Origin of the sequence: Rheinheimera texasensis DSM 17496 (genome assembly GCF_000711985.1) — a bacterium.
Classification (GTDB): Bacteria; Pseudomonadota; Gammaproteobacteria; order Enterobacterales; family Alteromonadaceae; genus Pararheinheimera; species Pararheinheimera texasensis.
In genome coordinates, this window is record NZ_KL544007.1 from 39110 (window position 1) to 52598 (window position 13489).

Genomic DNA, 13489 nt, shown 5'->3' on the forward strand with positions numbered 1-13489 from the left:
CGGCCCTGCTACTTCTTTTCGTAGTGCAAAGTTTCATGCGGTTTGTCACCTTTTGCTGGGATATCAATACTTGCCCCCCCACTAGAATTCGTAGGCCTCCCAAAGATCCCATTCTCTCCGATTGAGCTGCCTGGTGGAGCTGAGTCTCCTTCCCCTGCGGGGCGGGTTCCACCAGTAAGGGTTTGCAAATCTTGTTCATAGTCACCTGTTCCGCCATTTTCGGGTGTAAGCGGACCGGAAGTATGTCTAGTCCCGCTTTTATTAGGACCTGCGCGTGAATCGCTTTGATCTCCAACTAGTTTTCCTGGCACCTCTGGGGCTGAAGAATTGTTATTCCCACTGTTAGCGGCTTCATTTAAAACCGCTCCCACAACGACTTTAGCTATCTGCACTCCTCTGCCTGCAGGAGAAGCACTAATAACCATTCTGACCCCTGCAATTTTTTGTGCAGTACTTAATGGTTGTAGCGTTGCAGCCATTCCTTGGGGATTGTAGGAGCTTCTGCCATCCGGATCTGTAAATTTATATGGATTATTATTCGCATAGGCGTAGCGATTAAAACCGTAAGTCCCGTTTGTTCCATACAGATGGGCGACGGTATCCACCGGATCATTCGAATAGAACCGCCCAATCACCGGGTCATAATACCGCTGCTGCATATAAGTTAAACTTAAATCCTTGTCTTCGACATGGCCGGTGTAACCTGGTTTGTCTTCAAGTGCTGCGGCGGAACCGGTTTTGGCGATAAGCTCTTTACCGAGGTGAATATAACGGGTCTGGCCGTTCGGGCCGTCGGTCATTAGTAAGCTGCCGGACAGGTCATAGATGCTGTAACCATTGCTGGAGCCGGTTTTTTTCACTCTGCGGCCGTGGCCGTCGTATTGATAGCTGATGGTGCCTGAGCTGGTCAGCTGGTTGGCGCGGTTAAACTGGAAGGCGCGTTTGCCATTGTTAATCACGTTACCGCGATCGTCGTAGCTGAAGCTGTAGCCCCCGCTGACGGTATTTAAGCGTTTGCTGGTGCTGTGGTAGCTGTAACTCAGGTTTTGCGTGCCCAGCACTTTGCTGCTGAGATTGCCAAGGCTGTCGTAGCTAAAGCTGCCAGTGCCCCAAACGCCACTCGCTGTGTCCAGCCGGTCCAGGTCATCAAAGGTCATGCTAATAGATTGACTGGCGGTTACCAGGTCTGTAATAGCATCCAGATTGTCATTGTCATCATAGCCATAACGCTGCCCCATGCGGTTTGTGCTGCCAGATTTGACCCGCCGTTCATCAGGTTTAAAGGCTGCATTCAGGGTTTGATTGAAGGTCAGGCCATTGCCATAGGTGTAACTTTTGAGCTGACCATTGGGGTGGTACAGCACATCGCTGGCGTACGTTTGACTGTCTGCCACCTGAGTTGGTAGCCCCAGCGCATTGGGCGCATAAGCAAGTGTGGCACCACCGTAGGTTTTGCTTTGCAAGTGGCCGTGATTGTTATAGGCAAGACCAATGGTATAGGTCTTACTGTCCAGGCTCAGGCTTTGCTCGTAGGGCAGGTTCAGGCTGTTATAGGCATAACTCCAGCTGTTATTGCCGTTTACCAGGCCGGTCAAATTGCCCTGGCGGTCTAAAGTGACGGTTTTGGTGGCGGTGCCGTCGGCATAACTGGTTTCCCAGGCGTCGCCTAACTTGTCATAGGTTTGGGTGACCCAGCTGCTGGCTGCGTTGATGTAGTCAGAACAACTATTGCTGCTGTCCGCCGGATTATCGGACAACCCTTCGGCATAGTCGGTGACCTGGCCAAGTATATTATATTTCAGCACTTTGATGCCGGTTTCCGGCCGTTTTTGCAGGCACAGGCGCATGGCACTGTCATACCGGCGCTCTTCGGTAACATCGCCTTGCGTGATAGATACAGGCAGATTGGCGATGTTGTAACTGATGGTGGTGGTTACACCTTCTGGCTGACTGATAAGCATGGCCAAATCTGTCGCCGGGCTGCCATAGGCCAGATACTGCGTAGTGGTGCTGTGGCCTTTGCCGTTGCTGACACTGATGCTGTTATTGCTGCCGTAGCTGAAACTCAGGTTGCCGTTGGCGGTATTGGTCTGGCTGACGATGCGCTGTAAACCATCATAAGTTGTAGAGGTGCCGTAAGTTTCGGTGCTGGAAGCTGAAGGGACAGAGGTAAAAGTTGCCTTACCGTATGCGTTGAACTGCTGATTGATATAACGCACTGTGTCAGCTTCATCGTCGTTGTCCCATTCTTTACTGAGTACCGGTTGCATTAGCGCATCTAAGGTGATGGTTTTCCGGTAACTGCCGCGGGTGATTTTTTGCAGCAGGGCGCCAACCGCGCTGGTATCGGCCTCATAGCTGATGCTGGTGTTGAGCCACTGGCTGTCTTCCGGGTCAATCAGTGTCAGCCGGTTCAGGCTGTCGTAGCTATAGCTGGTTTTGTTGCCGTTGAGGTCCTTCGCCCAGGCGATAGTACCGGTGTCGTTGACACTGAGGCTCACAGTAAAATTTCCGGTGATATAGCGGTTGGGCAGTTTGATACTCTCTGGTTTTCCCCGTTTATAACTGCCAAATTCAACCCAGCGGTCGGTGATGGCGTAAGTGGTTTTTTTCAGCGTACCGTCCGCGTTGTACTGGTGACTATGGACGACTAGCTGTCCATTGCGGCTTTCGGTTTTTGGTAATGATTTTTCTGCATCGGTTGGCGCGTAGTAAGTCGCTGAACGCTCAGAATAGCTGTTGCCATTTTGGCTGATTTGACGATTGGCTTCCTGGTTTAACACCCAGTTGCTGGTGTCCTGATGATAAGTCGTCACAATGGTGCGCTCAGGTACGCCCAGTGAATTGTTTTCTACGGTTTTGGTCGGCAAACCATAGCTGTTGTACTCAGGATATTCGGTGGTGAAACTATCTCCTGCCACACCACCTGTGTAACTAATCACTTTTTCACTGGTTTTATTGATGTAGTTCTCATGTGGTGCCGGGTTGTCGGTCAGATACGCAGTCCCGAGCTCATTGCCCGTATAGGAGGTCATCTCGACTGAGCCTCCGGTAGCCACCGCCGCAAACTTCCGTTCAATCCGGCGCAGCAAGCTGCTGCCATCAGTGTCGTAATACTCAGTGCCGACTTCCTGCCCGTCGGTATGGTCCCAACGCCGGCTAAAGATATGCACGGTTTTGGCACCATCAGGTGTGGTGATGCTGGTAGATCGTAAATCCATCAGGTTGTAAGTGGCTGGTGTGGCTGCAAGGCCAGTCAGTTGCGCACCAGTACCGGCAACGTTCCACGAACCTTTGTTCTGGGAATATGCATACTGCCAGCTCATCGCGGATAGCCCCGGGCCGCTCAGCGTTTTTTGCTCCAGCGAATTCGTCACAAAACATAAGTCATTGGTGTGGACGTCACCATGGGGATAGCCGCTGTAATTTGACAGGACCTTAGGCACCTGTGAGCGGCCAAACCGGGTAAAACGCATTGATAAATCGAGGCGGGCGCCATTGGGATGAACTAAGAACGCTGATTGCGCCGGATTGGTCGCCGGTAACAAATCCAGGCATTGGGTTTCGATGATTTGGTAAAGGTCGACAATGGCTTCGTCACCTTCTGGGTTGTATTTAATGTGGTAGTAGTAGTCACGCTGCGTGGCACTGCCTGGTGTGATGTTCAGTGCGGCTAAAGAGAACTGCCACTTCTTGCCGTCCGGCCGCTCCACTTCAATCAGCGAGTCATTGTTACTGGGGTGAGTTGCATTCTGGTAACGGTAAGTCCAGGTCTGGCCGTTGGCCGTCATGGAACGGACCCGCTTTTTACCATAAGTATTGGTTTCATAAGCGATATCGATTTGCCGACCATCTGGACTAGAAATGGAGCTAAGCTGGCCGTCGGTATAGGTGTAATTCACCGTATTGCCGAAACGGTCGGTGATTTTAGATACCAATAAATACGCATTATACTTGGCAACGACTTCGTCAAACCCCAGACCATTGGCCGCACTCATCGGAGTGGTGGGGATCAGCTTAGGCTGAGTAAATTCATAAGTGACGCCTTCTGGTGAGGTAGCTTTTAAACCTTCAATCGTCACACCATCAACAGACACAGCCGTGCAGGCAAATTTCCAGTTTTTAATAAAACGTTGTGCGACATAGTTCTGGTATTTCACCTGAACTTTTTCACTGATAACGCCGGGGATATCCAGCGTCTCACCACTCCAATAATCACCGGATGCGAGAATTTGGTTGGGGCCAACAGCAAAATTGCCCGGATTGAGCTGGCCTGAGCACATGCTACCGCTGCCCCAGTTCCCAGAGAATCGCTGATAGGTGATGTGATCATAAATCACCGTCGTGCTGATACTGGGAATAGCAATATTCCATTCACCGAGATTCAGGTTGCTGTAGTGGGCATAGTTTGCACCTTTGAAGATACGGCGAAACTCGACCGGTATATTGAAGTTGCCAGGGATACTTATATCCACTTGTTGCAAAGACACCGCGCCGGTGTTGAGGTCTATAGTTTCACCAAATAACGCAGTGGTTTCTGGCGTGACTTGTTCGCTGACTTTGAGTTTATCCAGAATCATCGCGCTCATATTGGTACCCGGCACGACGACATCATCACTCATCAGTTCGTCGTAGACGGACGTGACGCTGCCGCCCTGCGCCTGATCTTTTTTCTTGGCTTTTTTCACCGCTTTGTATTGTTTCGGCTGTTTTGGTGTAACGCCGGGTTCAATCGCAGCAAGCCAGATTGCGGTGGCATCTTTAACTTTTTGTGTTTCCGGCCCCGCGTTTATCGACAGGCTGGTCAGCGCCAAAGTGGCCAGAATGGTCAGAGTAGAAATATGCTTCATCTGAATTAATCCCTTAATTATCCTTGCTCTCGCCAAATGGTTTGTATTCCGTGCGTTTTTTCACGTTGCCACTGGCATCGGTTTCTAAAATCACGGATCCAAGCACGTCGGTGTGTAAATAGATGATGGTTTGTACTGAAGGTTGAGCTGTAAAAGTTGCCGTGACAGTACATGCACCGGTAATAGCCGCTGTGGTGTAAGTCTTGCCAGACAAACTGCCGCCACAGCCTGAGGCTGCTGCGGTGTAGCCCGTGTTAGGGGTCACGGTGAATGCTGTCGTCTGACCGTGGTTGACGGTTTTGCCGGCAGAAATAGTACCGTTCTCACCAGCAGTGGTCGTGACGCTGTACTTCCGTTGGCTGAAGGTAGCGCTGACTTGGCAGTCAGCTGTAATGGCACCGGTGGTGTAAACGGAGCCAACCAGTTTGCCGTTGCAGCCCCAGGCATCAGCAGAGTAGCCAGTGTTTGGCGTCACAACAAAAGTGGTTGTTTTGCCGTAGTCGACAGTTTTCTCCGGAGGGTCGATGGTGCCGTTCGCAGTGGCTGTGGTTGTTACTGTCCAGACTTTCGTTTTAAATGTGGCTTTCACATCACATGTTGAGGTGATAGGGCCTGTAACGTAAGAGTTACCAGAGCGCTTGCCATTGCAGCCCGTGATAGCCTGCACTTCTTTACCAATCCCTGGCGTCACATTAAAAGTGGCGCGGTCGCCATGTAACACTTTTGTTGAAGGGGTTGGTGAAATAGTGCCGCCGCCATCTGTTGAACTACCGACAACATAGGACTTGCGACTAAAAACAGCATCTACTTCGCAGTCAGAGGTAATAGCCCCAGTGGTGTAGATGGTGCCAACCAGCTCGCCGTTGCAGCCCCTGGCATCTGGCGAGTAGCCAGTGTCTGGCGTCACAACAAAGGTGGTTGTTTTGCCGTATTCGACAGTTTGCTTCGGTGGAGCGATGGTGCCGTTCGCTGCGGCTTTGGCCTTTACTGTAAAGGTTTGCGCTTTAAAAGTGGCGTGAACATCACATACCGAGGTGATAGGGCCTGTAACGTAAGCGTTCCCAGTCCGTTGACCATTGCAGCCTTTGATATCAAGCACTTCTTTGCCAATCCCTGGCGTCACATTAAAAGTGGCGCGGTCGCCATGTAACACTTTTGTTGAAGGGGTTGGTGAAATAGTGCCGCCGCCATCTGTTGAACTACCGACAACATAGGACTGGCGACTAAAAACAGCATCTACTTCGCAGCCTGCATTAATAGACCCTGTTGTGTAGGTGCTGCCAGATAATTTCCCATTACAACCTTGCACCGATGAAATTACAAAGCCAACTGCTGTCGATAGATTGAAAGAGGTTGTTTGGCCGTGGATCACTTTGGTGTTAGTCGGTGCAATACTGCCGCCGTCTGTCGCAGTTGCTGTGACGGTGTGAGACACGACAGGTGACAGGATTGTGATAGTCGAGGACGGCCCAAACCCCGAGCAGCCATTGTAGTTACAGCTCCGATACATTAATTGATAATTCCCTGCAGTGTTAATTGACACTTTGAGGGATGCAGTCGGTTTCGGCGGATATAAAGTTGTCGGTGCCGCGACTGTACCTAAATACTGCAGATTACCGCTGGGATCCTGAGCTGATAGTTGATAGGTCAGTGCGTTGTAGTCATTGTTGCTTGCCAGCACGACGTTAAACTGGACACCCTGCGCCGCCTGGTTAAAGCTCACTCGGGGCGCCTCAGTCGGAGGTTTGGGAATGATACCACCAGGACAAGCTTGCAGTGTGGTGATTTCGTCAGCCGCAATCATGTCTCCCGGACAACCTTGCAGTTCCGTGATATCGGACTGCAATGAGGGCTTTACAGTATTGCCAATGCTGACAACCGGGCAATATTCCTCAGCAATCATGGTTTCAGTATCAAACAGTCTGCCAGCGCAATTACTGTTTTGCACGGTCCGTTCCGCATGGTTGTAAGCCCGAAATAAAACCGTCTGATGGTCCGATTTACGTCTGACTGCAGTAATACCTGATGCGCTATCCGACCAGCTGACATCAGCTTGCCGCACCGGGATTAACTTCCCGTCATCGCTGGCAAACCTGCCTTTCCCCTCACTATAAAGCAACACATGCGGTTGCTTACCGTCCTTTGACAAGGCAAAAACATCATCGTGGCCGTCTTTGTTAAAATCTCGGATGATCAAACGTTCATTATTTTTCAGTCCCCACTGCACGGTCTTGGATAGTTTTTTTGCAGTACCAAAATGATGCTGTTTTTCTGCCAGAATGAGCTGATGTTCGCCTTTAATGCTGTCAAGTTGCAGTAGATCTGCTTTCCCGTCCCCATTGAAATCACCACTGTAATAGAGTGAAGAGGGACTGGCGCGTAACCATTTGAATTGCCTGGAATCGTAGTGTTGTGTTGGAACTGACAGGTCTGCAGCGCTGTTGATGTACTTAAATAGCCAGGCGGAACTGCCATTATTTGCAATGGCCATTAAAGCTGCGTCATCTTGCGCAGTCGTTGTCAGCGCCAACAATTGGAACTTTTCCCGGTGCCAATGCACCTGATTAATTTTCTGCGGTAATTCGATGGGGTTTGTATAGTCATAGCGCTGTGCCGCGCTATTTTGACCTAAAACCAGATAGTGTTTGTCTGCAGCTGTCTTTGCCTGAAATAACAAATCCGGATAGCCGTCGTGGTTAAAATCCGCCTGCAGTATTTGGTGGGTCGCGGGATCCCAGTTAAGTGAAGCCGCTCCAGCCATTGGGCAGCTGCATGCCAAAAGCAAAGCCGCGTAAGCGAACCAATATCTGCTCAGGTATATCCTTGTCATTCAGGTCTCCTCAATTGTTCTTGATGAAAATTCATCCAATTAAAGGAGTTTTTGCGACTCTGTTGTTTATTTTGTGTGAAAATAAAAACAATATAATGTTTTTATAAGATGTATTGTTGTTAGGAACGTGGGCAACCGGGTTTAGCCAATCTGTCAGCAGACGCCCTTGCAACACAGTCAATCACAGCGCTGTTATTCCGCAAGCACTTGTCATCAGTAGCTCAAATGAAATTCCTTGTCCGAAGTCAGTTTCTCCAACCGAAAACTTTGCTATGTTTAGCAACAGGTTATATATCATTAGTCTGGTCAGTTCAGCATCAGCAGCATAGCCACGCGGAGGGCTCATGAGCAGTTTATTATCCAGTATCGATTCCAAGACCAACATGGTTGGTAAAAACCGGCTCGAATTGTTGTTATTCCGGCTCAATTCCGCGCAGTTGTTTGGTATTAATGTGTTTAAGGTGCGTGAAGTGCTGATATGCCCGGAATTGTCAGCCCTACCTGGAGCGCACTCGCATGTGCGTGGCATTGCGCATTTACGTGGTGAGCCGGTGACGGTGATTGACTTGAGTCAGGCCACGGGCGGAAAGCCGGTCACCGATTTATCGACCGCTTATATTTTAGTGACCGAATACAACCGCAATACCCAGGGCTTTTTAGTTGCAGGCGTTGACCGCATTGTCAGCAGCAGCTGGGAGCAAATCCATCCGGCGCCGCAAGGGGCGGGCAAAGCGCATTATGTGACGGCCGTGACTGAGGTTGATAAAAAGCTGGTGCAAATTCTTGATGTTGAGAAGGTTTTTAACGAAATCTCGCCAGCGGATGAAACTGTCAGTGAGTCGGTGAAAGAAAAATCCAAAGACGTTGATTTTAAAAACCTGGTGGTGTTGGTCGCTGATGATTCGGCGGTGGCGCGTAATCAGGTCAAGCGCGCTTTATCGGCGATTGGCGTCGAAATTCAGACCGTCAACGACGGCCGCTCTGCGCTGAACTGGCTGAAAAATCTGGCCGATGACATTGGCGGCGATATCTCGCACAAAATGCCGCTGTTAATTTCGGATATCGAAATGCCGGAAATGGATGGTTATACCTTAACCGCCGAAGTCAAAGCGGACGAACGGCTGCGCAATATCCATATCGTGCTGCACTCCAGTTTAAGTGGTGTGTTTAATCAGGCGATGATTGAAAAAGTGGGTGCGGACCAGTTTATCGCCAAGTTTCATCCGGATGAGCTGGTGTCGGCCGTGCAAAAATGGATGTCGGACCGCGCACCACAGGCCTGATTTTGCTATAACGAGCAATATAAACAGCAACAACAAAAACAGCGCCGGTTGGCGCTGTTTGGCTATCAAAGCGGGATAAAAGAGCTTATACAAATAACGAATCCCGTTGTACAGGGACAGGCAAACTACCGTCGCTATAGCGCCAGATCCCGCGGCTCATCACAGCCCGCACTGCCAGCGTCTCTTTATCCAGCAGTACCAAATCAGCGTCTTTACCGACGGTTATTTCACCTTTTTGTGGCAGTTTCAACACCCGCGCCGGGTTTGTTGTCGCGACGCTGAGCGCTACTGGCAGCGGTACGCCCAGCCGCACTGCAGCGACTACTTCTTCCAGTAAACTACCGATCCGGCCAATACCAAGGCCAATAAACTGTTGCTGGTCATCAAACAGCGGCAAAGATGCATTGGCATCGGATGAAAAGGTAATGCGACTACAATCGAGCCCCAGTTGCCAGGCCTGCAGCAGTGCTTTGGCACATTGCACCTCACCGGCGGCCAGTTCTTGCGGCGTAGTACTGGTGGTAAAATCAATCCAGCCGCCGGCTTGTAAAAAGGCAAAGCCTTGCTCCACAAGCTGTTGATTGCGATTCATATGCGTCGGATAAAACTGGGTCAGCGGAATATCGCTGCTGGCCGCGACTTCGCGCAATAACGACACCCCCGCAGAAGCAGGCCCGACATGCACGCTGACGATGCCGGCCTTGCCGGACAACATGCCGCCCACCCGCGCTTCAGCGGCTAGTTTTTTCAGCTCGTCTGGTGTCGGCTGGGAGCTGCGGTGGTCGGCAATGGCCACTTCACCGACGCCGATAAATTTATCAATCAGCAGCAAATCTTCGCTGATGGTTGGGAACAAAGTGCGCACAGGGATTTGGTAAGAGCCGGTATGGCAATAACAGTTCAGGCCCTCTTCGGTCAGCGCATGGGCTTTGGCCAATAAGTTGGTCAGGGTGCGGGTGATGCTGTCAGTGCCGAGCACGCCAACCAGAGTCGTGACGCCACTGGCAAAGGCATCATCGGCATTGAGCTCCGGCGTTCTGGTGCGAAAGCCGCCTTCACCGCCGCCACCGATAATATGCGCCAGTGAATCGACTAAACCCGGCACCAGATAGCAGCCAGTGGCGTTGATGCGCTGCACCGCATTGCCCTGAATATCAATCTTGGCGTTGACTGCACTGATGCGCTGGCCGGCGACCAGCACCTGTTGCTGGCCCTGTGCCTGTGGGCTGAAAACTTCTGCATGTTCAATCAGCGTGATCATAAATACCTTCTTTTAAAATCCTGTCCAGACGGCAATCGCCATCGCGCTGATACTCATCAGTGTCAGCAATAACCATAACGACCACATGGCTTTGAGCCAGCGGCTGAATTCAACGCCGGCAATCGCCAGCGTTCCCATCAGCGCAGGGGAGGTCGGATAAAACAAATGGGCCAGACCGTCGCCAAGCTGGAACGCCAGTACTGCGGTTTGGCGCGACACCCCGACTAAATCGGATAAAGGCGCCATTAACGGCATCGTCAGCGCGGCCTGGCCTGAGCCCGAGGTAACGAGGAAGTTAAACGCACTCTGAAATACCAGCATGCCTTGCGCGGCGACCATCGAGCTGTGGCCATCAATAGTGCTGGCTGCGTGCTGCAAAATGGTGTTGATGACAGAAGGTTTGGCCGGATCTGTGCCGCCCAGCAGCAATAAAATGCCCTGCGCAATGCCCACTACCATGGCGGCCGGCAACAGCTGCGCGGCGCCGGTTTTAAAGGCGTCGACATAATCATTGGTACGGCCTTGTTGCGGTAAAAACAGCCGGGCTAATAGCGCCGACACACAACCAATCACCAGAAACTGACTGGCAATTTCGCGCAGATAATAGCCTTGGGTCACGACGCCCCAGACCAGCCAGACCATGCCGGCGGCAAAACACAACACAATCAGCAAATGTGGCCAGGCGAACTTTTGCTCCAGTGCAAAAGGCTGTACTGGCGCTGCGCCTTGCTGGTTTTTGCGCAGCCGTTCGGCGCGGCTCATCATCCAGATGATATAAATCAGTGTGAACACCAGCCACATCACCATGCGAAATCCGGCACCGGACAAAGGCGGCAGGCCGGCAATACTCTGGGCGATAGCAACCGAAAACGGGTTCATCCAGGAGGTGGCAAAACCGACCTGCGTCGCGCCGTAGGTCAGCAACACCCCTGTGATGGCGTCATAGCCAAGCAAGCGCACCAGCGGCACCAGAAATACGGCAAAAGCCATCGCTTCTTCGCCCATGCCAAACACGGCGCCGCCCAACGAGAAAAACAGCGCCATCACTGGCAATAACAAGCGGGCTTTGTGCTGCAGCCGGTTTATGAGCCACTTCAGCATTTCGTCGATAGCGCCGGTTCTGAGTACGATGCCAAAGCTACCGCCGACCAGCAGGATAAACACCACCACGCCAATGGCGGAGCCGGAGCGGCTACCGGAGGTCATGCCGTCAAAAAAGGCGCTGAAAAAGCCGGTTTGCTCACCGGCAGTAAAAATCGGTGCTAACGAGGCTTCACCGACCGCCTGATAACTGCCGGCTTGCAACAGATGACGGCCGGTTTCGGCATCCAGCCTGGTTTCAAACTGGCCCGGCGCGAGCAGGGCGGTCAGCAGTAAAGCGAGCAATAACACGCCGCCGACAATCAGCAGGGTATCGGGCATTTGCCAGCCGCGGCTGGTGTTGGTGACTGGAGTAGGTGTATGCATCTGGCTATCCTTGAGTGCGGTTTAGCTGCAGACTAAGCGGCTGTGCCAGATAATGCCAGCGGCCATCGCTACGCTGACAGGCTGCCACTTTACCTTCAACGCCAAGTTGCCAACGTACACTGAGGCCAGGTTGGCTCAGCGGCGCGTAAGCCTCGCTGTCCACTTTGGCCGCATCGGTTGCCGGAGGCTCGCCGCAAGACAGTTGGCCCTGATACTTCACTGCAGCAGTGCCAGTACCCGACAGCTGCTGCCAGTGCACAACGTCGCCGGGCAGCAGGCGGCTGACTTTCAGCTGCGTGAGTTTGGCGTCCGGCGCATTGAGGCTGCCTTGCGCGGCTGTGCGGTCTATCACCCAGACCGCACCACTGCCCAGCACTTCCAGCGCAGCGTCCTGGCCATTGCCGTCCTTGTCAGATGCGAAACGGGCGCGCAGCACTGTGGCTTCATCAACGCCAAAACCGGCCGGCGCTTTGGCGTCTTGTACCAGCGTCAATAACCGGCCTTCGCGGTTGCGCTCGCGAAAATGTGTATCGGCGATGCCGAGGCTGAATAACTGCAGCCCGCCTTGTGGCCGGTAGGTCAGTTGTTCGTCGGCAAGTACCTTGCCGCAGCTTTGGCTCAAGCGGCACAGCGGCGCGTCTATATCATGCGCCAGCGCACCAAATTGCAGTGCATGGGCACTACGCCCGCCACTGATCATGGCGATATCGCCAAGCGGGCGACCCGATTGCACGGCATTGCCGGCACTGGACCCGCCTAAGGGCACAGCTTCAAACCGGACGCGTTGCAACAGGCGTTCGGTCAGTGCCAGCCACTTGCCGTCTGGCCCGGTCAGCGCTCTTAACGTTAATGATTGATCGCCGCCGTTGATAAACACTGCATCAGCGCGTTCAATTAATTCGGCCATGGCTTTGGGATCAGCACAGAGTTTTTGCTGCTGTGCCGCCAGTTCCGGATAACGTTCGGCGCGGCGCAGCTGACCTGAGTGTTTCAGCCGGCCTGCCTCAATGGCTTTGCAATCCCACGGCTGGTTTTGCTGGCTCAGCGCCGGTTCCAGCGGCAGCCAGTCGACATCAGCACCGGCGGCGCTGAACAGCTGTTGGTAATAATCGACCCATTCATAAGGGTTGTAAGAGGAGGCGGTGATCAGCAGCAGCCGCGGTTTTTGCGTGGCCGGGGTTTGTGGACTACGTAGCTGACGGCGCTGCTGTGCTGACGTGACAAAAGACTGAAACAAATGCTGGGTCACGGCATAAGTGCCTGGCCAATACACTGCCATCCGCGCCGTGCTGCCGTCCGGGCGCTGCGGCCTCACTTCACAGCTGTCTTCGATTACACTGTATTCGTCACCACTAAGCCGATGCTGCTCACTGAATGTATCCAAAGCGGCGCTGGTCAGAAGCTGGTCCTGCTGACCGCGCAGCGCTTGCAGAATACTGAGCCGGCGGGTTTCGCTGTCGCCGGCCACAGGCCAGTGCGGCAGTTGCTGCAACAGTTGCAGACTGCTTTTATCACAGCGATACGTTTTGCCGGTCTGTGCCTGCCGGGCGGCAAAATAAGCTTGTGCTGCCTGCAGCTGTGAAGTTTCGCAGTATTCCGGTTCCACGCTGGAACAAATGCGCTCACCGCCACCAAACAACCATAGTTCTTTGCCGGGCAAAGTCTGCGCGGCGAACGCCTGCGATGCGGACAACAGCAAAAGTGTCAGCGCCGGCAACGCAAAAGCGGGCCGTTTCAAAAAAACTAACATGATAACTCCGGAAAAAGACCGCTCCCCACCAAGGCAACAACATGCGGG

At 52.6% G+C, this 13489-nt stretch carries 6 protein-coding genes; 1 reads left to right on the forward strand and 5 read right to left on the reverse strand.

What is annotated here, in order from left to right:
• Positions 1-8: 8 nt before the first annotated feature.
• Both Q399_RS0119405 and Q399_RS0119410 read right to left on the reverse strand, forming a co-directional pair.
• Positions 9-4850: an RHS repeat-associated core domain-containing protein gene (locus Q399_RS0119405; RefSeq protein WP_031571510.1), complete on the reverse strand. Its 4842-nt coding sequence runs from the start codon at positions 4848-4850 to the stop codon at positions 9-11.
• Between the two features lie 13 nt (positions 4851-4863).
• Entirely contained in the window at positions 4864-7680 is a 2817-nt protein-coding gene (locus Q399_RS0119410) for a VCBS repeat-containing protein (protein ID WP_169739332.1), read from the reverse strand.
• Positions 7681-8024: 344 nt separating this feature from the next.
• On the opposite strand from Q399_RS0119410, the gene Q399_RS0119415 reads away from it, so the two are divergent.
• Positions 8025-8963 carry a chemotaxis protein CheV gene (locus tag Q399_RS0119415; RefSeq protein ID WP_031571517.1) on the forward strand — a complete coding sequence of 313 codons (939 nt, stop codon included), beginning with the start codon at positions 8025-8027 and terminating at the stop codon, positions 8961-8963.
• 85 nt (positions 8964-9048) lie between these two features.
• On the opposite strand, the gene iadA is transcribed toward Q399_RS0119415, so the two are convergent.
• Genes iadA through Q399_RS0119430 form a run of 3 tightly spaced genes read right to left on the reverse strand, consistent with a single transcriptional unit; the run spans position 9049 to position 13441 of the window.
• Complete coding sequence (iadA, locus tag Q399_RS0119420; RefSeq protein ID WP_031571518.1) at positions 9049-10224, reverse strand: beta-aspartyl-peptidase; 1176 nt, start codon at positions 10222-10224, stop codon at positions 9049-9051.
• A gap of 12 nt (positions 10225-10236) precedes the next feature.
• Entirely contained in the window at positions 10237-11691 is a 1455-nt protein-coding gene (gene yfcC / locus Q399_RS0119425; RefSeq protein WP_051686192.1) for a putative basic amino acid antiporter YfcC, read from the reverse strand.
• 4 nt (positions 11692-11695) lie between these two features.
• Positions 11696-13441 carry a cyanophycinase gene (locus Q399_RS0119430; RefSeq protein ID WP_031571522.1) on the reverse strand — a complete coding sequence of 582 codons (1746 nt, stop codon included), beginning with the start codon at positions 13439-13441 and terminating at the stop codon, positions 11696-11698.
• Positions 13442-13489 lie beyond the last annotated feature (48 nt).

Bases quoted from the DNA above. Each gene is read 5' to 3' on its own strand.
- Q399_RS0119405 (WP_031571510.1), bottom strand. From the start codon at position 4,850: ATGAAGCATATTTCTACTCTGACCATTCTGGCCACTTTGGCGCTGACC.
- Q399_RS0119415 (WP_031571517.1), top strand. From the start codon at position 8,025: ATGAGCAGTTTATTATCCAGTATCGATTCCAAGACCAACATGGTTGGT.
- iadA (WP_031571518.1), bottom strand. From the start codon at position 10,224: ATGATCACGCTGATTGAACATGCAGAAGTTTTCAGCCCACAGGCACAG.
- Q399_RS0119430 (WP_031571522.1), bottom strand. From the start codon at position 13,441: ATGTTAGTTTTTTTGAAACGGCCCGCTTTTGCGTTGCCGGCGCTGACA.
- yfcC (WP_051686192.1), bottom strand. From the start codon at position 11,691: ATGCATACACCTACTCCAGTCACCAACACCAGCCGCGGCTGGCAAATG.
- Q399_RS0119410 (WP_169739332.1), bottom strand. From the start codon at position 7,680: ATGACAAGGATATACCTGAGCAGATATTGGTTCGCTTACGCGGCTTTG.